This window comes from Nocardia brasiliensis IFM 10847, assembly GCF_000710915.1.
GTDB classification, from domain to species: Bacteria; Actinomycetota; Actinomycetes; order Mycobacteriales; family Mycobacteriaceae; genus Nocardia; species Nocardia brasiliensis_A.
This window is the reverse complement of sequence record NZ_BAUA01000009.1, coordinates 1-24,651: the sequence shown is the minus strand read 5'-3', so window position 1 is coordinate 24,651 and position 24,651 is coordinate 1. Positions and strand designations below refer to the sequence as shown.

Genomic DNA, 24,651 nt, shown 5'->3' with positions numbered 1-24,651 from the left:
TCATCGGACGGCTGCGAACATCGAGCCGACCGCAGGTCCCGATCCGACCCGGATTTGGTGGCCAACTGGGGTTTGTCTACACTAGACCGGTTGCTTGGGCACCTCTGTGTCCGCATGTCCTGGGTGTGGTTGTCTGCATCGACATGTGGGACGGCCCGGGCACCGAGAACTCTCACGAGAACTCAATCCGGTCGACAAGTGTCGGCCGGACCGCCGAATTGCTGTAGGCCCACGGTTGACGTGCAGTTTTGTACGTCGACGTTGCATGGGAACCGCAGCGAGAAAGGTGTCAAGGTCGAACCATGACCATGACTGATCCGATCGCAGACTTCCTGACGCGTCTGCGCAACGCCAACTCGGCGTACCACGATCAGGTGAAGGCTCCGCACTCGAAGCTCAAGGCGAACATCGCCGAGATCCTCAAGCGCGAGGGCTACATCGCCGACTACCGCACCGAAGACGCGACCGTGGGCAAGAGCCTGGTCGTCGATCTGAAGTACGGCCCCAGCCGTGAGCGCAGCCTGCAGGGCCTGCGTCGCGTCTCGAAGCCGGGTCTGCGTGTGTACGCGAAGTCCACCAACCTGCCCAAGGTCCTGGGCGGCCTCGGCGTGGCGATCATCTCCACGTCGACCGGTCTGCTCACCGATCGCCAGGCGGCCAAGCAAGGTGTAGGCGGGGAAGTCCTCGCCTACGTCTGGTAAGCGGAGGTAGGACAATGTCGCGTATTGGCAAGAAGCCCATCGCAATCCCGGCGGGCGTCGAGGTGACCATCGACGGCCAGCAGGTGTCGGTGAAGGGTCCCAAGGGCACCCTGTCGCACACCGTCGCCGAGCCGATCACCGTCGCCAAGGGTGAGGACGGCCAGCTCGAGGTCGTTCGCCCGAACGACGAGCGCCAGAGCCGCGCGCTGCACGGCCTGACCCGCACCCTGATCTCGAACATGGTCGAGGGTGTGACCAAGGGCTACGAGAAGAAGATGGAAATCTTCGGCGTCGGTTACCGCGTGCAGGCCAAGGGCTCGAACCTGGAGTTCGCCCTGGGCTACAGCCACCCGGTGCCGATCGAGGCCCCGGCGGGCATCACCTTCGCGGTGGAGTCGCCCACCAAGTTCTCTGTGTCCGGAATCGACAAGCAGGCGGTCGGCCAGATCTCTGCCGTGATCCACGGACTGCGTAAGCCCGACCCGTACAAGGGCAAGGGCATCCGCTACGCCGGCGAGGTCGTTCGCCGCAAGGTCGGAAAGACGGGTAAGTGATCATGGCGCAAACCGAAAATCAGATCGCCAAGCGCAAGCCGCGCGGCAAGGACGTGTCCACGACGCGTCGTCTGTCGAAGACCCGCCGTCACTTCCGTCTGCGCAAGAAGGTCGTCGGCACCACCGAGCGTCCGCGCCTGGTGGTCAACCGCTCTTCGCGGCACCTGCACGCGCAGCTCGTCGACGACTCGGTCGGCAAGACCATCGCCGCCGCGTCCTCGATCGAGGCCGATGTGCGCGCGCTGGACGGCGACAAGTCGGCCAAGAGCAAGAAGGTCGGCGAACTGCTGGCCGAGCGTGCCAAGGCTGCCGGTGTCGACGCCGTCGTGTTCGACCGTGGTGGCCACGACTACCACGGCCGCATCGCCGCGCTCGCCGACGCCGCTCGCGAAGCGGGGTTGAAATTCTGATGATCAAGAACAACGGAAGGAACGTCTGATGCCGGGACGTCAGAGGCGTGACGGCGGCAACGGACCCGCCGGACAGAATGGCGCTGCTGGTGGTGGCGACAACCGCGATAACCGCGGCGGTGGCCGCGACCGTCGGGGCGGCGGCGACAACCGCCGGGACAACGCTGCCGAGAAGAACCAGCTCGAGCGCGTCGTCGCGATCAACCGTGTCTCCAAGGTCGTGAAGGGTGGTCGTCGCTTCAGCTTCACCGCTCTCGTGATCGTCGGTGACGGCAACGGCCTGGTCGGCGTCGGCTACGGCAAGGCCAAGGAAGTTCCGGCGGCCATCCAGAAGGGTGTCGAGGAGGCTCGCAAGGGCTTCTTCCGCGTTCCGATGATCGGCTCGACCATCACCCACCCGGTGCAGGGCGAGGCGGCGGCCGGTGTGGTCATGCTGCGCCCGGCGTCTCCCGGTACCGGTGTGATCGCCGGTGGTGCGGCTCGTGCCGTGCTGGAATGCGCCGGCATTCATGACATCCTGGCGAAGTCGCTCGGTAGCGACAACGCCATCAACGTCGTGCACGCGACCGTTGCCGCGCTCAAGATGCTGCAGCGTCCCGAAGAGGTCGCGGCTCGCCGTGGCCTGCCGCTGGAAGACGTTGCCCCTGCGGGCATGCTGCGTGCGCGCGCCCAGGCTGCGGGAGGTGCCAGGTAAATGGCCGATCTCAAGGTGACCCAGATCAAGAGCACGATCGGCGCCAAGAAGAACCAGCGTGAGAGCCTTCGCACGCTGGGTCTGCGCAAGATCCGGCAGACCGTGGTTCGCGAGGACACCCCGCAGAACCGCGGCCTGATCAACGTCGTGCGCCACCTCGTGACAGTTGAGGAGGTCTGACATGACCATCAAGTTGCATCACCTGCGTCCCGCGCCCGGTGCCAAGACCGAGAAGACTCGGGTCGGCCGTGGTGAGGGTTCCAAGGGTAAGACCGCGGGCCGCGGTACCAAGGGCACCAAGGCTCGCAAGAACGTTCCGGCCGCCTTCGAGGGTGGGCAGATGCCGCTGCACATGCGGCTGCCCAAGCTCAAGGGCTTCACGAACCGGTTCCGCACGGAATACCAGGTCGTGAACGTCGGCGCTATCGCCAAGCTGTTCCCCGAGGGTGGCGAGATCGGTAAGGCCGAGCTCGTCGCGGCCGGCGCGGTTCGCAAGAACCAGTTGGTGAAGGTCCTCGGCGACGGCGAGATCGGCGTCGCGGTCCAGGTGACCGTCGACAAGGTCACCGGCGCGGCGAAGGAAAAGATCACCGCGGCCGGTGGCACTGTCACCGAGCTGGGCTGACGGTACTCTGACAAACAGTGGCACCGGACGAGTGAGAGCTCGTCCGGTGCCACTGTTAGAGTTCAATAGTTGTCTGCCAAGCCTCGCCATGGTTTTCAGCGTCCCCACATGCCGATTCGTCGGCGATGGGGTATTGCTTGAAATGACCATGTCCTGACCATGTCGTTCGCCAGGAGGATCTGTGCTTTCCGCCTTCGTATCGGCCTTCCGGACTCCGGACTTACGGCGGAAGATTCTCTTCACGCTGGGGTTGATCGCGCTGTACCGGTTGGGTGCCGCGCTGCCGTCCCCCGGTGTCGACTACAAGGCCGTCCAGGAGTGCGTCAAGCAGGTGTCCGGCGGTGAAGACGCCGGTATCTACCAGCTGATCAACCTGTTCTCCGGTGGTGCGCTACTGCAGCTTTCGGTGTTCGCGATCGGCATCATGCCGTACATCACCGCGAGCATCATCATCCAGCTGCTGACCGTCGTCATCCCGCGGTTCGAGGAACTGCGCAAGGAAGGCCAGTCCGGCCAGACCAAGATGACGCAGTACACCCGGTATCTGTCCATCGCCCTGGCCATTCTGCAGGCCACCGGTCTGGTCGCGCTCGCGTCGCGCGGTCAGCTGCTGCAGGGCTGCCAGAAAGACATCATCGCCGACAACGGCATCTTCGCGATGATCATCATCGTGCTGGTGATGACCGCCGGTGCGGCACTGGTCATGTGGTTCGGCGAGCAGATCACCGAGCGCGGCATCGGCAACGGCATGTCGCTGCTGATCTTCGCCGGCATCGCGGCCCGCATCCCGACCGAGGGCAAGTCCATCCTGGACAGCCGCGGCGGACTGGTGTTCGGCCTGGTGTGTGTCGCGGCGTTCGCGATCATCGTCGCCGTCATCTTCGTCGAGCAGGGCCAGCGCCGGATCCCGGTGCAGTACGCCAAGCGCGTGGTCGGCCGCAAGATGTATGGTGGCTCCTCTACCTACCTGCCGTTGAAGGTCAATCAGGCCGGTGTCATCCCGGTGATCTTCGCGTCCTCGCTGCTGTATCTGCCCAACCTGGTGGCTCAGCTGACCTCCGCGCGCAACAACCCGGATCCGAGTTGGTGGCAGGACATCATCAACAAGTACCTGGTGTCTCCGGGCAACCCGGTCTACATCGCGATCTACTTCGGTCTGATCGTGTTCTTCACCTACTTCTATGTCGCGATCACCTTCAACCCGGAGGAACGCGCGGACGAGATGAAGAAGTTCGGTGGCTTCATTCCGGGGTATCGCCCGGGTAAGCCCACCGCCGACTACCTCAATTTCGTCCTGAGCCGTATCACCCTCCCCGGCTCGATCTACCTCGGTCTCGTTGCCGTGCTGCCGAACCTGTTCCTGGATATCGGCGCATCCGCTAACACCCAGAACCTCCCGTTCGGCGGCACCGCGGTGCTGATCATGGTGAGCGTCGGTCTGGACACCGTGAAGCAGATCGAAAGCCAGCTGATGAATCGAAATTACGAAGGGTTCCTCAAGTGAGAGTTGTACTCCTCGGTCCGCCTGGTGCCGGCAAGGGCACCCAGGCCGTCCTGCTGTCGGAAAAGCTGGGCGTCCCGCACATCTCCACTGGAGACCTGTTCCGCGCGAACATCAGCCAGCAGACCCCGCTGGGTCGCGAAGCGCAGAAGTACATGGACGCGGGCGATCTCGTGCCCAGCGATGTCACCAACCGCATGGTCGAGGCCCGGGTGAACGAGCCCGACGCCGTGAACGGCTTTGTGCTGGACGGCTACCCGCGCACGGTCGACCAGGCCGACGCGCTGGAGAAGATCCTCAAGGACATGGACACCAAGCTCGACGCGGTGCTGTGTTTCGTGGTGCCCGAGGACACGGTGGTCGCGCGCATGCTCTCGCGTGGTCGCGCCGACGACAACGAAGGCGTGATCCGCAACCGGCTGCGGGTGTACCGCGAGGAGACCGAGCCGCTGCTGGAGCACTACGACGGTCTGGTCGTCTCGGTGGACGGCGTCGGCGAGGTCGACGAGGTCAACGCGCGCGCACTGCGGGCCCTGGGCCATTGATGACCGACGCCGGGGCACTGTTGCCGCGCACGATGGAGCGCTGAGGCCGCGTGGTCTTCAATCGCAAGAAGAAGGTAGTGCCGTTCCGCACGGCAGGTGAGCTGGACGCCATGGCGGCTGCCGGTGCGATCGTCGGTCGCGCCCTGGTTGCCGTGCGCGCGGCCGCCAAGCCCGGTGTCTCCACTCTCGAACTCGACGACGTGGCCGAGCAGGTGATCCGTGACGCGGGCGCCGTGCCGTCCTTCAAGGGCTACCACGGCTTCCCCGGATCCATCTGCGCGTCGGTGAACGACCGTGTGGTGCACGGGATTCCGACCGCGGAAGAGATCCTGTCCGAGGGCGACCTGGTTTCCATCGACTGCGGCGCCATCCTCGACGGCTGGCACGGCGATTCGGCGTGGACGTTTGGCGTCGGCACCATCATCGAGGCCGACCGGCTGCTCAGCGAGGCCACCAAGTTGTCCATGGAGGCGGGCATCGAGGCCATGCTGCCGGGCAACCGTCTCACCGACGTCTCGCACGCCATCGAACTCGGCACCCGCGCGGCGGAGCAGAAACACGGTCGCGCCTACGGCATCGTCGACGGCTACGGTGGGCACGCCATCGGCCGGGAGATGCATCTCGATCCGTTCCTCGCCAACGAGGGCGCCCCGGGTAAGGGCCCGAAGCTCGTGGTCGGCTCGGTGCTCGCGATCGAGCCCATGCTGACCCTCGGCACTACACAGACCCAGGTACTCGGAGACGATTGGACCGTTGTCACCATCGACGGGTCGCGTGCCGCGCACTGGGAGCACACGGTCGCGGTCACCGAGGACGGTCCCCGCATTCTCACCCTCCGCCCGGAGTAATCGGGCAACGTTTCCGGGCTCGATCCGATCGAGCCGTGCCTGCGGCGGGTATGCACGGTTCCCCAGTCTCGCGTGGCGAGGACGCGATCGCACCGACACCGGACTCGAGGTCCGGATGATTACGTCGCGCGATCCGGCGACACGTTTGTTGTCGCTGGATCTGGACGCTACCCAGCTGCCGCGCTGGATCGGTGACGTCGTTCCTTGCGCCTACTGCGCCTGGCCGTGACGTGGTGGTCCGGGCGACGCTGCCCGGCGGTGAATCAGGTCGACAGTCGGTCCTGATTCCTCGGTGTGTCGAACGATGCTGTCAGCGTATGTCCGGGATGGACGGTGGCACGTGAGTAGGGAACTACTCGAATCTGCTTGGCGCACCACGTAGTTGGGGCCGATGCCCACGAAACACCGAAGCCTCGGCGCATCCGGAAAGGGCCGCTGGCATGCGGATTCGGCCGGGGCAGGTAATGCCGGGCCGCCGCAGGCAACGACGGACATCCCGTCTTGCCCGATCCGGCGCAACAGGTTCGGGCAAGACAGGTCGTCGCAGTGTCGCGGGTCAGTTGCCGCGTAGCCGGGCGCGCAGCACCAAAGTGATCAGGGGAAGGTCGAATTCACCCTCGGCCGTCTCCGGTCTGCTGCGCAGATAGTCGACGATCCGGCCGAGCACCTCGGCCCGCTGCTGCGCCGACACCACCAGCGTGTGCGAATGGGTACCGATGGTGGCGGCCAGCGTCTCGGCGGTCCGGCGCTGGGAATGCGGGAATTCGGCGCTCACGAAGTCTTCGAACAGGGGATGCGCGGGCAGCGCCGAATCGCCGGGTTCCACCGCCGTGGTGGAGGCGTCGGTCCGGGTGACGTCCGCGAGACCGGCGACCCAGCCGACGCGTTTGTCGTCGGTGTTCCACAGGGCCGCGAAAACGCCGCCGCGGCGCAGCACCCTGGCGAACTCGGGGAAAGCTCGGTCCTGATCGAACCAGTGAAACGCCTGCCCGGCCACGATCGCGTCGACGGATCCGGTCGCCAGCGGAATCGCCTCGGCCGTACCCTCATACGCCCGCACGCCGGGTAGCCGACGCATCAACTCGACGCGCATGCCGTCGTCGGGTTCGACGGCGATCACGGTGGCGCCCGCGGCCAGCAGGCCCTCGGTGAGTTTGCCGGTACCCGCGCCGAGGTCGAGGACGACCGGCGCGGGCACCGTCGGAACGGGTTTCAAAGCCCACTGGACCGCCGCGAGCGGGTAGTCGGGCCGGTGTTCGGCATAGGCTGCCGCGTGGGTACCAAAAGAGGATGCGCGCCGGGCACGCAGGGCACGTTTGTCCGTTTCTCGATCAGTCGTATTCCCCATGCGCCCAACCATAGATCCGTGCGGCGGGCGCGCGGGGACATTTACGACGCGCCCGGCAGCCGTCGTACGCCGGCGCAGACCTCGGCGGCCAGGTCGTCGTAGCCGACGGCCAGTTCGGCCAACCGCTGCCAGGCATCCCACAGGTCCCACTCCGACGCGCTCGCCAGTGCGGCGTAGGCGTTGGCGGTGAACTGGGCGAGCCGATCGATCACCGCGCCGACCGTTTCGGTGTGCACATGGGCGGCGCCGTGCGCGGGCGGCAACTGGACCGTGATCCAGCGATCGATGTCGCGCACCAAACTCGCACGCAGCGCGTCGATTTCGTCCGCGGACTGGCGATCGGCGCTGATCCGCCGCTCGTGCAGGGTGGTCAGCTCGTGCGCGCACCGCAGCAGCGGGTTGTCTTCCGGATGATCACCCCGGCAGGCCTGCAGCACTTGATGTTTGGCGGGGAGCTGGCCCGTCGTCATCGGGACCCCATGTTCCGGCAGGAGCGTACGGTATTGACGATCGAGACACCGGAGGGACGAAAGGTGTTCTCCGGAGCCACAATCCACTCGCGATAACCGGTACCGGGGTAACCGGGGGAGGGGAGCGCGATCTCACCGCCGATCGGCACGATGGACACGTTGAGCCGGAACAGTTCGGCGAACAAACGGACGTCGTCGGGCAGGTCGGGACGGATCAGAAACGTCCAGCGTTTGGATCGAACATGAGAGATGATCGGGCCCAATGGATTTCGATGGCGTATCAGATCGTCGTGTACCTGTTTACCCAGCGCGGCAGGCATCGTGATGGCGCCGACGAAACCGGCCCGGACGGTGATCCGGCCGATCTCCGGATGAAATCCGGCGGGGAGGTCGCAGGTGTGGCGGTAATAGGCGCATCGGGCGGCAGGAGTTTCCGCCAACGCCACTTGGTCCATGGGGAGCCTCGACTAGCATCGTTGTCTGGTGAAGCCGCCGGAGCCGATACGCCATAGGCACTGGGAGTGACCTGGGACACCGTTCTGGCGTGATCTCAGTGAAGCACCCCGAGGGACGGCGGTAACTGTTGCGTTCAATTAGTTCTCGTTAAGTTCGCCGCGATGACGTTTACCTGGTGTTTTCCGCTCATCCAGTGGGCTGAACAACCCCCGGTCAGGGGGTTGTGCGGAAGAACAGGGCGCGGTCGCCGTGTTCGGCCAGCGGCGTGGTCGCGCTGATCTGCCGCAGCCCGCTGGAGGGCAGGTAGGTGAGGTTGGCGAACATCTGGGTGTTGCCGAACGCGGCGCGCAGCTTGGTCTCCGTCGCCCGGTCGGCGTTCAGTTCCGCCAGCATCTTGAAGTCCAGCGGCGCGAGCGGCTTGTCCAGTGGCTCCTGTCCGGCGGGGCGGCCGAGCGCGGCGTACTGGGTGGCGACGCCGTGCTCGTACCAGCACAGCTCGTAGGCGATGTGTTCGGTCACGGTGATCGCGGCGACCGGCCAATCCTGGGAAAGTCGCATCGCCAGTGGATGTTTCGCGACCGGTGTCAGTTCCCAGTGCAGGCTCATCACAGTGACCCAGCCACCGTAGGGCTGGTCGATCAGCACGATGTCGTCACCGAGCTTGTCCGCCGTGTTCATCTCGGCGTCGGTGGTTTTCACGTGTTCGTCGCGTTCACCGAAGTAGCTGGCCCGATCCAGCGGATAGGCGTCATCGGTCGCGTACGCGCCGATGATCGCCGCCCGGATCTGGGCGATCGCGTCAGGGGTCGGGCAGTACACGCTCAGCGCGCCGAAGCTGGTGCCGATCTGCACCGGCATCGACGGCGGATCGGGCTCCGCGCCGGGCAGCAGCGGGCGCAGGCCGACCAGTGCCAGCTTCCAGTTGAGTTCTTCGACGGTGGACAGATCGCCCGAGGACTTGAACAGGATCTGTTGCTGGGTCAGCCGCCCCGCCTGCTCCAGGGTGCGGCAACCGAGCTCGGTGAGCGCCTTGTACGACTTCGGGGTCAGGTCGAGGTCTTGAATCCCACACGCGCGCAAGCGGATCGACATGTTCGTCGAAGTGAACGCGGAATAGCGCTCGCGGTACATCGACAGGGCCTGCTTGCGCGACCGGCCGACCATCAGCGTGCGCAGCAGGGTGCTCAAGCTGGCCAGGTACTTACCGGACAGCTCCGGATTCGCCGCCGCCAGCGCGCTGCGGATGCGCGCCGCCTCCCCGGTCGCCGCCACGGCGGCGTCCTGGTCGAGACGGCCCAGCCAGACACCGCATTTCGACAGGCCGTCGGCGCAGAGCCCGGCGACTTCCGGATGGATCCGGGCCAGTTGCCGGTAGGCGTCGCAGGCGCGCCGAATGGTGGTGGTCGCCAGCTCACGACGGCCGCTGTGCCGGGCCGCCAATTCGACCGCGCGCAGCGCCTCGTTCAGCTCGCCGGCGAGGCGAGCATTCAACACCTGCCCGGTGGCGAGCAACCGCAGCCGGATGCCGACCGCCTCCTCGGCGGGCGCGAGGGCGTCTCGGGTCCGGTCGCGGACCGACCCGTCGGTCTTGGTGGCGATAAAGCCTTTCGCGAGTTCACTCAGCGAGGTCGCGAGCCGAAGATCCGCCTCGATCGAACGATCGAGCGCCGCATAGCGATCCGCGGCGACCTGACGCTCCAACGCGCCCAGATCCATCGAGCCCCTCGTTTCCAGCATGATCCTCCGCTAACCGGCGGCATCGAGCCACTCATCATTCGTGCACGAGTCTGTCACGGTTGTCGGCCGGGCGCACCAGGTTGTCCAGGCCTGCGGCGTTCTGGCTCCTCATGTCCTTGTTCGCCACCGGATTCCGGCACCGGACGCAGCCGCCCGGGTGGCCGAGGTGCGCTGGTCGGTGCGCGAAAGTGCTGACGGCTTTGCGGTATTCGTCGTCTTCAGGGCCGGTGAGCGGCGCCGAGGGTCACGCCTCGAGCAACAGGGTGACCGGTCCGTCGTTGACCAGTTCGATCCGCATGTGCGCGCCGAACCGTCCGGTCGCCACGGTAGCGCCGAGTTCGCGCAGGGCCTGCGCGAACGTGTGGACAAGCGGTTCGGCGACGGCTCCCGGTGCGGCCGCGTTCCAGGACGGTCTACGCCCCTTGGCGGTGTCGGCATAGAGCGTGAATTGACTGACCACCAGAATCGGGGCGCTCAGGTCGGCGGCCGAGCGCTCGCCGTCGAGGATGCGCAACCGCCACACCTTGTCGGCGAGTGCTTTCGCGGCCGCCTCGGTATCGCCGTGGGTGACGCCGACCAGCGCGACCAAGCCGTGCGGCGCACCGGTCGCGGCCGGCTGGATCCGGCCGACCACCTCGTCGTCGACGGTCACCTCGGCGGAGCGGACTCGTTGCAGCAGGACTCGCACAGCCGTTGATCATGCCGGGCCGGCGCCTCGGGCGGGCCGCGGGGTGCTCGGCGGCACTACCAGAGTGAGCGTGGACGGATGTCGTTCGCGAGGTCGATCAGCGCGTAGCGGTGCAATCGGCTCGGTGTGGTTCGCGCGACCGCGCGCAGGGCCGCTTCCAACCCGCCACGCAGGCCCGCCTCGGTGAAGGGGCAGCCGAGGATGGTGGTGCGCGGTTCCGCTTGCCCGCCCGCCTGCACCCAGGACAGGGCCGCGCCGAGCACGATGGCCCGCAGCTGAGTCAGGCGCGGGTCGTCCGGCAGCGCGTGCACGTGCGCTACGGCCGCGTCGAGATCCGCCCGGGTCAGGTCGGCCACCGGCCGGGTCGCTGACAGCAGGCACGCGGTCATTCTCGCGGTGTTGTGGTGGCGCGAGGAATCGGGCACCTGTTGCAGCGTGGACACCGCGGCGTCGATGTCGCCGGCGGCGGCGAGCCCGCGCGCGAGCCCGAACGCCGCGCTCGCCACGCCGTGGGTGTTGCGCCAGACCGAACGGTAGCGCTCGGTGGCCTGTTGCCGCCACCGATCCTGCTCCTCGATCGCCGGGCTCGACTGCAGGACGAGTTCCGCGGTGGCGGCCAGGGCGAGCAGCGGTGCGATCTCGCCGGGGACCATCGCGTGTACTCGGTCGAAATGCGCGTGGGCCAGCACATATTCGGCGCAGGACAGGTCGGCGATGGCGGTGTACCACTGGATCCGCCAGTCCGCCCGATGGGCGGGCGCCAGCCGGGTGAGGTACTGCCGCGCCTGCTCGACCTCGCCCAGATCGAGGTGCGCGCGCACCGCGGTCAGGGTGCCTTCCAGCTCGAAGGTCGCCGGCGTGCCGATGACCCCGGCACTCATATCGGCGGCGCTCTGCCGCAGCGTGTCCAAAGCCTGTTGCGAATCGCCGTGCAGCAGTGGGGAAAGCAATTCCGCGCTCGGATCTTCGCTGTCGATCAGCGGAACCGGTAGCGCGGCAATGACACTCGCGGCGTCGAGGGTCGGGGCGGCGTGCACTCCCTCGATGACGCCCTCGGTCTGTCGGATCAGCGCTTCGATGCCGAAATCCCCACGCGGCGAACCGAACACGGCCGAAGTCTGCGGGTATTCGTGGTTGGTGTCCTCGGCCAGCACCGACCGGAGCACCCCGGCGAGTTGCCGGTACATCGCGTAGGCGGAGGGAAAACGCTGCTCCGGGTCGGCGTCGGTCGCGCGCAGCAGCAGCCGCTCGAAGGACGGATAGCGCCGCAGGACCGGCGCCTCGTCGGCCGTCGGGATGGCGGGGATGGTCGGGCCGAGCCGTTCGAGCGGGATCGGCAGGGTGAGTGCGGCGAGCGTGCGCCCGACCGTGTGGATATCGGAGGCCACTGTCGGTCCGGTACTGGTGAATTCGGGCGCTTGATATCCGAAGGTGCCGTACAGGCTGCCGCCGGATTCCCGGGCGGCGACCGCGCCGAGGTCGATCAGTTTGACCTCGTCGTCGGTGACCATGATGTTGTCGGGTTTCAGATCGTTGTAGGCCAGGCCGAACGAGTGCAGATAATCCAGCGCGGGCAGCACTTCCATCACATAGGCGATGGCTTCGGCTACCGGCAGGCGTTCCGGGGCCCGGCGGTCGAGCATGGTCTTCAGCGATTGGCCGCCGATGTATTCCATCACGATGTATCCGGAGGAAATTCCGTCGGCGGAACGATGTTTGACGAAGTTGAAGATCTTCACGATCCCCGGATGCGACATTTCGGAAAGGAACTGCCGTTCGGCGAGCGCGACGACGTGCGCTTCGAAATCGAGCGGGTTCTGCAGTCCTTTCAGGACCACCCAGCGATCGCTGACATTTCGATCGCGGGCCAGGTATATCCATCCCATGCCGCCGTAGGCGAGACAACCCCGGACTTCGTATTGGCCCGCCACCAAGTCGCCCGGGTTCAGCGCGGGACGGAAGTTGAACGGCGAGCCGCATTGTGGACAGGTGCCCGCCGACGCGCCGCGTTGGGTGCCGGACGAGCGGCCGACGGGCTTCTGGCATTTCCAGCAGAAGCGTTTGTCCTCGGGCACCTCGGGATCGGACAGCATCGCCCCGGCCGGGTCGACCTGATCGACCTGGGGCAGTTCGACCAGTCCCGCGCTCAGCCTGCGCACGCTGGGCCGGGACCGGACGCTGGGACCCGAACTGGGCATGGTCTCCGAGCCGAGCGCCGCTTCCGCCTCCGGTGACCACTGATCGGTCTCGTTCGCCGACGCGCGCCGGGTGGCCCACGGCGAAGGTGCCCGATGCGGTATTTCGGTGGGATCGCGGGTCAGTGTCGTCTCCGGCGGGACCGGGCGAATGTTGTCGGACGCACTGAGGTGTTCCGGCATTCGACCCTCTCCGCACCACGAATACAATTCCGGGACCGAACCCGCCCCGTTCGGCGGCGCCGTGCGATATCGGCGCACCGAACAGGGCGGACTCATCGGTCTCAGCGCGATTCTGCCTCATCGGACGTAACAGTGGCGTTAGTTGTGCGGGTGGAATCCGTAATACGGAGATCACGATGTTCCAGCGGCCGCTCCGCGACCACCGGGAACGCGCCGGTATAGCCTTCGCGCATTGCGGCGACGTGCATGACCCGGCGTCGCGCGAGGTACCAGCCGCCGACGAGGGTCGGGCCCATGATCACCACCATCGCGATGACCGCGCCGCGCTGCACATCGCTGTCGCTGAACAGCATCAGCAGCACGACCGCGGCGAGGAACACCAGCGTCGCGATGCTCGTGTAGGGCGCGCCGAGCAGCCGGAACGCGGGGCGTTCCATGCGGCCCTCGCGCGACCAGGCCCACAGCTTGAGCTGGCAGAGCACGATCGCGGCCCACGCGGTGACGGTGCCGAGTGCGGACATGTTCAGCACGATCTCGAAGGCCTTCTCCGGGACCAGGGCGTTGAGCCCCACACCGATCAACGCGACCGCGCCGGTGGCGAGGATGCCGACATAGGGCACACCGCGTTTCGACATCAGCGCCGCCATGCCGGGGGCGCTGCCGTTCATCGCCATCGACCGCAGGATCCGTCCGGTCGAATACAGTCCGGCGTTGAGGCTGGAGAACGCCGCGGTCAGCACCACGAGGTTCATCATCGTGCCCGCGCCGTCGATCCCGATCTTGGAGAAGAACGTGACGAACGGGCTCTCCCCGGATTTGAACGCGGTGTAGGGCAGCAGCAGCGACAGCAGCACCAGCGATCCGACGTAGAACAGCGCGATCCGGGCGATGACCGAGTTGATCGCGCGCGGCATGATCTTGGCCGGGTTCTCCGCCTCACCGGCGGCGGTGCCGATCAACTCGACCGCGGCATAGGCGAAGATGACGCCGGTGGTACACAACACGATCGGGATCAGGCCGTTGGGCAGCAGACCGCCGTGCTCGCTGATCACGCTGATCCCGGTGCTGTTGCCCTCGATCGGGGTGCGGCGTGCGAGGAAGACCGTGCCGACGATGAGGAACCCGACCAGCGCGATCACCTTGATCAGCGCTGCCCAGAACTCCATCTCGCCGAACCAGCGCACCGACACCATGTTGATGCAGACGACCAGGGCCAGCGCGACCAGGGCGATGGTCCACTGCGGGATGACCTGGAAACTGCCCCAGTAGTGCACGTAGGTGGCGATCGCGGTGATGTCCACGATGCCGGTCATGCACCAGTGGAAGAAATACATCCAGCCGACACCGAAGGCCAGTTTCTCGCCGTAGAACTCGCGAGCGTAGGACACGAATGAACCCGAGGACGGACGATGCAGAATCAGCTCGCCCAGCGCCCGCAGGATGAAGAACACGAACACACCGCACACGGCGTACGCGAGGAAAAGCCCAGCCCCGGCATCTCTCAACCGCCCGCCGGCGCCCAGGAACAAACCGGTGCCGATGGCACCGCCGATAGCGATCATCTGCAATTGACGTGGACGCAGCGCCTTGTGATAGCCCACGTCTTCGGCGTGCAGGGCACGCGCGGCGGCGGCCTGCTGCTGCACCTCGGCCGGCGGTCGAACGATGGTCATGGGGTTGCCTTCCCTGTGACGGCTGTCATATCGCTGAGTAACGTACCGCTAGATAACGGCACGTTCAATAGCTGCGGCCAGTTGTCATCTCATGAAATGAAATCTTCATATTCGGCAATCGGGTGGCAAACCGTTGCGCGGCAAGCGTTATCGCGGAGGTTGCGACGGTGTATCCGGGTCGGCCGGACGGGCCCCGCCGGGGTCGCTCAGGGGGCGGTGTGGGTGAGGCGTCGCACCTCAGGTCGGTGAACAAGCTTGTTTCGGTGTGGTTTCCTTGAGGTATGGCAGCGGATACCGAGTTCACTATCGACGAGCTGGCGCGCGAGGCGGGGACAACCGTGCGGAGTCTGCGCGTCTATCACGAGCGGGGCGTGCTGCCGCCGCCGCAGGTGAAGGGGCGGACCGGGTTCTACGGCGACGAGCACCTCAACCGGGTGCGCACCATCGGCAGGTTGCTGGATCGCGGGATCAAGCTGAACGGCATCCGAGAACTGCTCGAAGCCTGGGATCGCGGGGACGATCTCGGCGACGTGCTCGGGGTGCCGGATCAGGAGCCGCACGCGCACCCGGGCGTGCCCGCCGCGCTGCCCGATCCGGCGGCGCCGACCGCCGACGTCGACGAAACATTAATTGCCGCAACCGAACTCGCCGACCTGTATCGGGACGTGCCGAACGGCTTCGCCCGGGTGGTCGCGGCCGGTCTGTATGAGCCGCTCGACGCCGCCACCTATCGAGTGGCCGACCGTCCGCTGCTCCGGATCGTCGAGCAGCTGTGCTCGGCGGGCGCGACGCCGGTGCAGGCGCTCGATGAGGTCGAGCGGTTGCAGGGGGATTGCGACCGCATCGCCCGTCGATTCGCCGACACCTTCGAGCGGACCGCGTGGCAGGCGTTCCGGCAGTCCGGGCGCACTGTGGCGGATCGGAACGAGCTCGCCGAGCGGGTTGCCGATGCCCGGATACTTCCTGGTCAAGCGGCTGCGGATCTCGTAGGCCGATTCATCGCGCGGTATCTGGAGCGGGATATTCCGGAACTGGGCGACGAATTGTCCGGACGGTGAAGCCCCTGGTCGAAGCGGTGAGATGACACTGTTCAAATCTTACCGCTAGACAGCGGCGCATTATCCGATGTAACGTCGTCTCAGGACCTGGGGACATGCCCAAAGCGACGCCAATCTCTGCGCATGTCCCCGGGGCCTTACCGTCGGCTCTGGGTGGCCGCCGTGTCCCCTGGTGCGAACACCGATGAGGGGAAGCAGGGGACACCGGCGCTCCCACTCGGGGCTGACCGGTCTTCGGCGGCCGATTCGCATGCGTGCCCGCCCTGTCGCCGAACATCAACGCGTATAGCACATTTCGCATGGCAGACGATCAGGTGTACCCGCCCGTTGTCTGTAACTGTCGTGGCACTTTCCGTTCATTTCCGAGCAACAGGCGAGTTGCTATCGGCTGTCATCGTCGAATCCGTAGGAGCTGACGTGCGGGCGACCGCACATGCGCGGAGGGAACGCGGGTGGCGGACAAAGTCCAATACGACTCGGATCTGTTCTTCAAGGCTGCGAAGAAGACCGGGGACGCGCGGGACCGGATCAACGCGGTACTGCACACGTTGCAGGCTTCTCTCAACGCACGCGGAAACCCTTGGGGCAACGACACACTCGGTCGTAACTTCGCGAACGGACCGGACGGCGCCGGTGGCTACACCTCCTCGCGCGACAACATGATCACCGGTGCGACGAATATCGCGGGCTCGCTCGACAACTTCTCCTCCGGCCAGACCAAGAGCGCCAAGCTGCTCGAGAAGATGGAAAACGGCAACCGCGACGGCTTCAACTGAGCCCAATTGGCGTATAGCCCACAATGATTGAACTGCCCGGCTGGCTCGAATGGCTCGAGCCGATAGTCGGCATGGAGTGGCCCGAGGGCAACGAGGACCAGATGTGGGCCCTGGCCCAGGACTGGCACACCGCCGCGGCGGAGTTGCGCACCATCCTCGGTGACATCGACGCCGCGAAAAGTGCCTCGCTGACCGCGTATCCGGTCGGCGAGGGCGTCGAAGAGATGATCAAGGGCTTCGACAGCATGCGCTCCGGCGACGGGTCGGAGAAGGATCAGTCGCTGGAGAAGCTGGCCACGCTGTTCGATCAGATCGGCGAATCCGCCAACAGCGTCGGCACCGAGATCGAGTACGCCAAACTGATGTACTGGTCCTCGCTGGGCCTGCTGGCGGCCGAACTCGCTGCGGCATGGCTGTTTCCGCCGACCGCGCCCGCGGTCGAGGCGGCCGCGATCGGGCTCACCCGGGTGGCCGTGCGGATCATCGGTCAGCGGGTTGTCGCCGCGATCATCCGGCACGTCGGCAAACTCGTCGCGTCCAAGTTCGCGAAATTCATGCTGCGGCATGTCGCGATCGACACGATGCTCGGTACCTTGCAGGAGCTGGGCGTCCAGCAGTGGCAGGTCGACCAAGGGCACCGCAAGAACATCAACTGGGAACAGGTCGCGGTCACCGCGGTGAGCTCGGCCGCGGGCGGCGCCGCGGCGGGCCCGTTCGGCGACTGGCTCGGCAACAAGCTGAGCGCGGAGATGAAGCCGTGGATGCGCGCCGCGATCACCGGTCCCGCAGCGGGTCTCGTCGGCGCGGGCGCGGGTTTCGTCGCGGCGACCGGCACCCAGTTCGGGATCGATGCCGCGAAGAACGGATGGGGCGACGCCTGGAACAACCTGAAGAACACCCAGGTCGACTGGCGGATGTTCACCGCAGGCGCTTCCAACGGTGCCATGTCGGCTGTGAACAAGGTTGGAGCACAGCATGCTTGGGGGAGTATGCGGCCGGAGATGTTCGGCAGGCCGGATTTCGGGACACGCTTCGCCGATGCGGTCAATGGTCCCGGCGGTACGCAGTCGACCGACGGTGTGCGCGTCGGATATCGGCCTGACGGGGCAGGTGATGGTAGTCGCGCCGGGGCCGGTGACGGTAGGGCTGCGGCAGGTGACGGCAGCAGAGCGGCTGGTGATGGCAATCGGTCCGCTGGTGACGGCAGTGCGACACGTCCTGCGGGAGCTGAGGGGCAAGGCCGCGCAGCCGGTGCGGACGCCGGTCGGCAGCACGGTAGCGACGGGGCAGAGCGGGGTTCTGCGGGTGACGGCAGAACGTCTGGCGAAGGCGGCCGAAGCGCTTCGGGCGAAAGCGATCGCGGCGCTTCGGGTGAAAGCGATAGTGGAGCATCGAGGGACAGTGACAGCGGGGCGTCGCGCGATTCCGCGGGCCGATCGGGCGATTCTGCTCGGAGCGCGAACAGCGAGGCGGCATCGGAGAGCCGGGCTGGTGACGCCGCGGCCCGGACCGGTGACGGCAGCACCGGGCGACCTACCGAAGGTGGCAGTGCGAACGCTGACCGCGTGGCCGCGCAGGGCGATTCGAATGGTGCCACCGATCAGCGGGCTGGGTCGGCGACGCAGGACGCAGCGCACTCCTCCGACGGTCGCGTCGACGCCACCGCTACCGGCCACGACCCGGTTACGACGCATACCGGCCCGGCCGACGGCGGTCCGGTCACCACCGCGCCCGCGCATATGTCTGCTACTCATCCGAGTGCTGCTCCGGCGCAACAGGGTTCGAGCGGCACCGTTGCGGGAGGTGAAACCCGTGGTAGCCCCGGGCCTTCCAGTCCGCTGCGGCCGATAGCCGGCGACGTCCGGCCGCAGGCGGGTGCGGAGGCGCCGCGCGTCGAACAGCCGCGTACGGGGGTGGAGCCGCGCGCCGGCGCCGCGGACGGCAGAGCGTCGGGCGAGGCACGTGCGTCTACTGATCGTCCGCGCGCGGGTGAGGTCCGTGGCGAAAGTACCGGCGGTGAGCGCAGGTCGGGCCTGGCCGATGGTTCCGCGCGGGGCAACGATCACCGGTCGGGCGTGCAGTCGGGCTCGAGTGGCGAGCCTGTGCCACGGGGGCACGCGGTCGCGGACGGTTCCACCTCGGTCCGGCAGCAAACCGATGGCGCGGTACCGGTCTCGGAGAACGCCCCCCTTGCGCGAGGTGACAGTGGTGATCCGTTCGACGCGGCAGGACTGTTGCCGCTGGCCGCCGCAGCCGGTGCGGAGACGGCCCCGACACCGCGCGCGGATCGAGCCGCGCCCACCGATACCGGCCGGCACATCGCCGACGAGCCGGCCGCGTCGCGTCCGGAACAGCCGGCGGCCGAGCATCCACGCGACTGCGCGGTCCGCAGCCTCGAACTGATCCGGGAGCTCACCGGTAGCCCGGTGATCGAGGTGCCGACCAGAGAAATCGGTCTGGATGGTGTGTCCCAGCCGGAAATCGAGCGAGCCGCCGGTGCGCCGCTGCGAGACGTCGAGAACCACAACGTGATTCGCGACGCTCTGCTTTACGAGACCGGGCCGGACGGCAGCGTGCTGCGCGACGCCGACGGCAACCCGATCGAGCGGCCCGACGGGGTGGCCGCGCTGGTGGTGGACGTCTATGGCACGGTCGACGAGCACAACGTCGGTGCACACGCCTACGTGCTGGTCAAAGAGAACGGGACGATCGTCGTCCGCGATCTCACGGCGGGGCTCGAGCACGATTTCCCGCCGATCCTGCCGGACGGCGACCATCCCGTTGCGCTCATTCGCACGATCCTGTTCGACGAGAACGGAATTCCGCAGCAGCACGGCGAGTCCGACGCGGTGCCCACTGCTCCGGAACTGCACGCCGTAGATGTCGGCGATCGTCCGCCCGCACCCGACAGTGACCCGGTCGAACCTGCTTCGAGCTCGAACGGTGGCGGGAAGAAGCCGCCGAGCGAACTGCCGCCGTCGGCCTCCCCAGACGATCCGGGCGAGCAGGCGAAGCCGAATGCGCACCGCGACAACGATTCCGATGACTCGCCGGTACTCGAACCGGACGAGATCGTGCTCGCCGACGATGCCCGCCCGCACACGGTCGATATCGACGGCGAGCAAGTGCCGTTGGCGTTGCGCCCGGACGGCGAAGATCGTTGGCGTGCAGTGCCTGCCGCCGACGGTGCGGCGCCCGCCCGCCGCGAGAGCTCGGGCGAGGTCGAGAAGAAGTCGGCGGTTCGCCGTGCGTGGGAGCGCTTTCGGGACCGGACCCATGTGCGCGGCTACGAAGGCGACAATCCGAAGTATCCGTCCGGCTCGGGCGAGGACGGTCGCGGGCAGACCGCGCTGCGTGACGGGGTTGCCAGCGCACCGGACCTGTTCGATCCGCCGCCTGCCCCCGCGCCGCACACGCCGGCCAACCCGGACGTCCCGACGATGGGGCCCGCTCCCGAGCCGGGAGCGGGCAACGCGCCCAACGTCGCTCGCATCCTGAAAGAGGGGGCGACGATGTGGAAGAACCGCGAGCTCGTCCCGCTCCTCGGTCAGCTGTCGGGACGTGAGCGCGATGTGGCAGGCGATTTCGTGCCGCCGCGCACGGCGGATGGCGAGGAATACCGGTTCTGGGTCAGTGACGCGGACCCGGACCTGGTGCGCGAGACCGTGACCGACCTGTTCGAGGTCCGCCGGATGTCGGCCGACGAAGCCAGGGCGGTCTTGACCGACGCGCTCACCGTCTCCGATGCGCAACAACGTCGCCGGATCGTCGACGATATGGCACGGCTGGGTCTGATCTCCGAAGCCGAGGCCGAGCTGCTGGCGCAGCAACCGCCGGCGCCGGAGCCCATAGCCGAGCCGGACGGCCCGCCGCCCGCCGACGAATCGCTGTCGGACATGGCAGATCGTTTGGGCTTCGAGCTTCCCGACGACGATCCGGCGACGGTGCGCCGAACGATCGACGAGCAGGAATACCGCACCCTGCGCGAGGCCGCGGCAGTCGAAGGCCTCGCGGACGCTTATCGGCGTTTCAACGAGGAACAGACCCGGCCGTACACCAGAGAGGATGTGGCAGGCCAGGATTCGCGGCCTCCGCTGGAGGCTGGCGAGAATCGGAACCGGCCGCCGGGTGAACTCGAAGGACCGGATGCGCGCAAGCGCGACGATGACGACGCCGACTTCTACTGGGATGACGACGAATTCGACGAGGACGGCGGCGATCGCCGCCCCACCCGGCACGGGGAACCCGACCCTGCCGGTCAGCCCATTCCATACTCCGACGAAGTCAGCTTCTTCGACGAGAACCCGATGGGCCGCTTCCTCAAGGAGATCAACGCGGCTTTCGACGGCATGCCGGGTGTGCAGAACTACACCCCTGTCGGCAACGGCGCGGACCCGCTCAAAGAGTGGGGCGATATCGGGCCGGACGACGACGAACTCGGCCGTGATCAGGGACCGCGGGCCTACTTCGAACATGCGCTGCGCCGCGATCAGCTCCGCGATGAATTGTCCACCTGGGCGCAGATGTTCGGGCTCGACATCGACTCCGTGACCATCCAGCGGATCGAAGAACTGCGGGCCGCGAACCAGGCGCGCGCCGACCGGCTGGCGGAGTTCGCCGATGCCGCCGAGATCCGGCTGTATCCCGCGTCCGACGAACAGCCGCCAGTCGGACAGCCGTTCGGCGACCAGGTCGTGCGGATTCCGGTCGGCGAGGGTGTGCCCGATCGGCTCGTGGTCATCGACGGGCCACAGGACCGTGCAACCGCGCTGGCCAGGGTGCTCGCCGAGCATCCCGACCTCGCGCAGGCGGTGAATCGCGGTGAGGTGCAGGTCGATTTCCATAAGGCCCGGACCGATCGAAACGGCCGCATCCATCTGGAACCGGTCGGCACCCCCGATGTCTACCACCACCGGGAACGCGTCGACGGCCGCGATCTGGCGGTAACCCTGTTGCGCGACAGCGACGGTCAGTGGCGGCCGGTGGTGGTCGACGACACCGCCGCACCCCGCACCGAGCCGGCTGGCGGGGACGCGCCGGAAGCCCACCCCCGGCCGCGCCCGGAGATCCTCGCGGATCTGGTGGACGTGGCAAGGACACTCGGTCTGCAACCCGACGCCTTGCATCCGGACCGGCTGGCACGGACGATCTCGGATCTGAGGCTGGACAACGCCGTTCGTGCCGGACAGATCGAAGCGCTGGCCGACTTCGCGCAGTCGATGAACGATATCGCCTCGTTCAACGACATCAGCGACGCGCGCAGCCAATTGGCCACCCGCCTCGGCATTCCCGAAGCCGAGCTGAGCCCGCAACGCCTCGCCGACGCGCTGACCGACAGCTCGTTCCGAAATGCGTTGCGCGCACAGCAGGTAGCCGACCTCGTGGCGTATGCCAAGCAACTGCGTGATCTGGACCCCGCCGCTTTCGTCGCGGCACGCGACCAGCTGGCGAAGCGGCTCGGGGTCGAGCCGTCCGAGCTGTTCCCGCCGAAATACCGGAAGAACGATGCGGGCCGGTTGGTGCACGGCCTGGACTCGAACAGCCTCGATCCGAAGAAACTCCGAAAGTTGTTTGCGCAGCTAGAGCGGGACGGCAAACAGGATCTGCTGAAGAACGCACTCACCGAGTACGCGGGCGCCCTGATCCGGATCGACCCCTACTCCGACGTGCCGCGCGGTGACCTCTCCGCCGACCCGCGCGTCACCGGTGAGCCGCCCATCCACGATCCCGAGGCGATCCACGCGCTGCGCGACATCATCCGCGAGGCGATGCAGTCGGGTGATCCGCTCGACTTCGGTCAGACACTCGCCGATCATCCCGGTCGGCAGGACGGCGACGGCACCTCGAATCGCGACAGTGACAACTCCAGTGACCGGCCCGATCCCAACCGGGACTGGGCCCGGCTGGTCGGCGTGGACCTCGCCGACGCCGACGATGCCACCTTCCGCAAGGTGTACGAGGCCTACCGCGACGGCAAGATCGAAAAGCACGAGGGGCTCAACCCGCAAGAACTGGCCGCCGAAATCGCGAAGATGCGCGACGAGGTCCGCCAGCGGGCGGCACAGATCCGCGACCTCGCCGCGTTGGCCGACGAGTTCTATGCTGCGCCGGAACAGCTTTCGGGTGGTGCGCAGCGCGGCCGGCCGGGCGAGGGGCCCGGCACGCCGCTCGATGGGCCTGATGGGGATCCGCCCACGACCGCGCTGCCCGCCACCGACCCGCCGCCCCGCCGGCCGAGTTCCGGCGGTGCGCAGGTGCCGCCGGTCTCGCCCGATCGGCCGACTTCCGCCGAACCGACGCACAACTCGGATAGTTCTGCGCGGGAGCGTGCTTCGGGCGCCGCGGGGACGCAACGCGCTCCGGAACAACCGCGGTCGTTCATCGAGGAAGTGCTGCGTCGCGAGACCGAGGCGTTGGACGGAGCGCTTCGACACAACGAGGAGTGGGCGCGGCGCGAACACCAGCGCTTGATGGACGAGTTGGCGCAGCACAGGCGCGATATCGCGGCGCGGTTCGACGCGGTTGTCGATCGCGACGGTGCCGATCCTGCACGGACGGACAAGAGTTCAGAACCCCTGGCAGAGGGTGAGATTGATCGCACGGCACCCATCCGGGACGGATCGTCGCCCGAAACGGGCAGCCCGCCGTCCGTGAAGGAGTCGCCGGTAGATCCGGGGCGGCAACCGGTTTCGGAGACGCCGACCGAGAACGCGCCGGAACGATCGTCGCGCATCGATGAAGCGTTGGCGCGTGAGGTGGCCGCGCTCGACGAGTCGTATCGGCGACATGCCGAGGAAGCCGACGCGGAGTTGCAGCGGGTGCTCGATCGGCTCGAGCAGGTCGGGCGCGAGCTGAACGAGCCGCTGCAAACGCCTGACCACACGCCGGAAGCCGATCCGGCCGAACCGGTTTCGCGAATCGACGCGGCGCTGGCACGGGAGCTGGCGAAGGTCGACGAAGCGTATCGACGGCATGCCGAATGGGCCGACACCGAACTCCGGCAGGTGCTCGACCGCCTCGAGCAGATCGGCCGTGAATTGGGTGTGCCTGACGCTCGGGCGGATTCGGTCGATCCGCGCACGCGGATCGATGAAGCGTTGGCGCGTGAGCTGGCCGCGCTCGACGAGTCGTATCGGCGGCACGCCGAGGAAGCCGACGCCGAGTTGCAGCGGGTCCTCGACCGGCTCGACCGGGTCGGTCGCGAGCTGAACGAATCGCTGGATGCGCATGAGGCTGCGCTCGAACCTGATTCGGCCGATCCGGGCGCACGGATCGATGACGCACTCTCGCGAGAATTGGTCAAGGTGGACGAGGCGTACCGCCGCCACGCCGCAGCAGCCGACGCCCAGCTGCGCCACACCCTCGACCGGCTCGACCGCGTTCGCACCGACCTCGCAGCCCAGTCCGAACATCAGCGACTGATGGACCACCTGGACGCCGCCCACCGCGAAATAGCCGACAGGTTCGCCGAACTCGAGCAGCGCGATACCGGCCCCGGGATCGAGCCACCTGCGAGACCCGGCGCGAGCGAGGGGCGGTCGGCGGGCCGGGATCGGACCGCTCCGGTGCCACTGCCGGACGGTGATCCACGGGCTGCCAGCGAAGCCGCAACCGGTGGCGAGTCGCCGAACGGTCGTGATCCGTCGGTGCGTCCGGGCCGAAACGAAGAGATTTCGGACGGGACCGACTCGATGGAAACGGGTGCGCCGCAGACGCGAACGCCGAGGGTGCCGGACGAGCACGCGCCGCAGCCGGGCACGGAGTCGCGCACGAACCACGGCGACGATGACGATCCGCCGAAAGTTCGTACCTCTGAAGACGATTCGTCTCGAATCCCACAGTTGCCGGGCCGCGCACTGCGCTCGCACATCCCACACCCACCCAGGGACTACGAGTTCGACTTCCCTGAACCCCTGCACTCCGCCCCACTCCCTTGGCCCGTCCCGGACCCCCAACCTCCGACCCCACCCACCCCGCCCCAACCCCCGACCCCACCGGTCACTCCGCACCCGCCCACCACCCCGCACCCGCCCACTCCCTCGTGCCCTCCGGCACCCCTGCCGCCCCCGCCTCCGGTCCCTCCGCGGCCGCCCACGCCACCAACCGTGCCCGTGCCGCCGGAAACCCCGACACCCCCGAACTTGCCGACGCCGCCGCAGATTCCTGTCCCACCGAGCCTGCCGGTCCCG

19 protein-coding genes are annotated in these 24,651 nt (G+C 67.2%); 12 read left to right on the top strand and 7 right to left on the bottom strand.

Going from position 1 to position 24,651, the window contains the following annotated elements; all coding sequences use genetic code 11:
• Positions 1-302 precede the first annotated feature (302 nt).
• The 9 genes from rpsH to map all read left to right on the top strand — a co-directional run bounded on the left by rpsH (position 303) and on the right by map (position 5,878).
• The gene (rpsH, locus tag NBRGI_RS02080) at positions 303-701 is read left to right on the top strand and encodes a 30S ribosomal protein S8 (RefSeq protein ID WP_014981717.1); all 399 of its coding nucleotides are present in this window, start codon (positions 303-305) and stop codon (positions 699-701) included.
• Positions 702-715: 14 nt separating this feature from the next.
• The gene (rplF, locus tag NBRGI_RS02075; protein WP_014981718.1) at positions 716-1,255 is read left to right on the top strand and encodes a 50S ribosomal protein L6; all 540 of its coding nucleotides are present in this window, start codon (positions 716-718) and stop codon (positions 1,253-1,255) included.
• A 2-nt stretch (positions 1,256-1,257) separates the two neighbouring features.
• On the top strand, positions 1,258-1,665 hold the full coding sequence (gene rplR / locus NBRGI_RS02070) for a 50S ribosomal protein L18 (protein WP_014981719.1): 408 nt from the start codon (positions 1,258-1,260) through the stop codon (positions 1,663-1,665).
• A 28-nt stretch (positions 1,666-1,693) separates the two neighbouring features.
• Positions 1,694-2,359 carry a 30S ribosomal protein S5 gene (rpsE, locus tag NBRGI_RS02065; protein ID WP_014981720.1) on the top strand — a complete coding sequence of 222 codons (666 nt, stop codon included), beginning with the start codon at positions 1,694-1,696 and terminating at the stop codon, positions 2,357-2,359.
• On the top strand, positions 2,360-2,539 hold the full coding sequence (gene rpmD, locus NBRGI_RS02060) for a 50S ribosomal protein L30 (protein WP_029892543.1): 180 nt from the start codon (positions 2,360-2,362) through the stop codon (positions 2,537-2,539). It begins immediately after the preceding gene.
• Between the two features lies 1 nt (position 2,540).
• On the top strand, positions 2,541-2,984 hold the full coding sequence (gene rplO, locus NBRGI_RS02055; protein ID WP_014981722.1) for a 50S ribosomal protein L15: 444 nt from the start codon (positions 2,541-2,543) through the stop codon (positions 2,982-2,984).
• 181 nt (positions 2,985-3,165) lie between these two features.
• Positions 3,166-4,488 (top strand): preprotein translocase subunit SecY, encoded by a 1,323-nt coding sequence (gene secY / locus NBRGI_RS02050; RefSeq protein WP_014981723.1) that lies wholly within the window; start codon positions 3,166-3,168, stop codon positions 4,486-4,488.
• Positions 4,485-5,030: an adenylate kinase gene (locus NBRGI_RS02045; protein ID WP_029892542.1), complete on the top strand. Its 546-nt coding sequence runs from the start codon at positions 4,485-4,487 to the stop codon at positions 5,028-5,030. Before secY ends, NBRGI_RS02045 begins: the two co-directional genes overlap by 4 nt.
• A 50-nt stretch (positions 5,031-5,080) precedes the next feature.
• Positions 5,081-5,878, top strand: a complete 798-nt coding sequence (gene map / locus NBRGI_RS02040) for a type I methionyl aminopeptidase (protein ID WP_029892541.1) — start codon at positions 5,081-5,083, stop codon at positions 5,876-5,878.
• A gap of 556 nt (positions 5,879-6,434) precedes the next feature.
• On the opposite strand, the gene NBRGI_RS02035 is transcribed toward map, so the two are convergent.
• The 7 genes from NBRGI_RS02035 to NBRGI_RS02005 form a co-directional block, all read right to left on the bottom strand.
• On the bottom strand, positions 6,435-7,226 hold the full coding sequence (locus NBRGI_RS02035; protein ID WP_029892540.1) for a class I SAM-dependent methyltransferase: 792 nt from the start codon (positions 7,224-7,226) through the stop codon (positions 6,435-6,437).
• 41 nt (positions 7,227-7,267) lie between these two features.
• Positions 7,268-7,696 (bottom strand): DUF4254 domain-containing protein, encoded by a 429-nt coding sequence (locus tag NBRGI_RS02030; protein ID WP_029892539.1) that lies wholly within the window; start codon positions 7,694-7,696, stop codon positions 7,268-7,270.
• On the bottom strand, positions 7,693-8,151 hold the full coding sequence (locus NBRGI_RS02025; protein ID WP_029892538.1) for a hypothetical protein: 459 nt from the start codon (positions 8,149-8,151) through the stop codon (positions 7,693-7,695). The genes NBRGI_RS02030 and NBRGI_RS02025 overlap by 4 nt, the downstream gene beginning before the upstream one ends.
• A 214-nt stretch (positions 8,152-8,365) precedes the next feature.
• Positions 8,366-9,889, bottom strand: coding sequence for a hypothetical protein (locus tag NBRGI_RS02020; RefSeq protein ID WP_029892537.1), 1,524 nt, complete (start codon positions 9,887-9,889; stop codon positions 8,366-8,368).
• A 244-nt stretch (positions 9,890-10,133) separates the two neighbouring features.
• Positions 10,134-10,577 (bottom strand): D-aminoacyl-tRNA deacylase, encoded by a 444-nt coding sequence (gene dtd, locus NBRGI_RS02015; protein ID WP_029892536.1) that lies wholly within the window; start codon positions 10,575-10,577, stop codon positions 10,134-10,136.
• 56 nt (positions 10,578-10,633) lie between these two features.
• Complete coding sequence (locus tag NBRGI_RS02010; RefSeq protein WP_029892535.1) at positions 10,634-12,955, bottom strand: serine/threonine-protein kinase; 2,322 nt, start codon at positions 12,953-12,955, stop codon at positions 10,634-10,636.
• Positions 12,956-13,056: 101 nt separating this feature from the next.
• Positions 13,057-14,628 carry an amino acid permease gene (locus NBRGI_RS02005; protein WP_029892534.1) on the bottom strand — a complete coding sequence of 524 codons (1,572 nt, stop codon included), beginning with the start codon at positions 14,626-14,628 and terminating at the stop codon, positions 13,057-13,059.
• Positions 14,629-14,909: 281 nt separating this feature from the next.
• Here NBRGI_RS02005 and NBRGI_RS02000 point away from each other — a divergent pair, with 281 nt between their 5' ends.
• The 3 genes from NBRGI_RS02000 to NBRGI_RS43310 all read left to right on the top strand — a co-directional run.
• Complete coding sequence (locus NBRGI_RS02000) at positions 14,910-15,686, top strand: MerR family transcriptional regulator (protein ID WP_029892533.1); 777 nt, start codon at positions 14,910-14,912, stop codon at positions 15,684-15,686.
• A gap of 452 nt (positions 15,687-16,138) precedes the next feature.
• On the top strand, positions 16,139-16,462 hold the full coding sequence (locus NBRGI_RS01995; protein ID WP_014981734.1) for a hypothetical protein: 324 nt from the start codon (positions 16,139-16,141) through the stop codon (positions 16,460-16,462).
• Positions 16,463-16,485: 23 nt separating this feature from the next.
• Positions 16,486-24,651 (top strand): WXG100-like domain-containing protein (locus tag NBRGI_RS43310; RefSeq protein WP_036557075.1); only part of this gene is annotated, 8,166 nt, incomplete at its 3' end.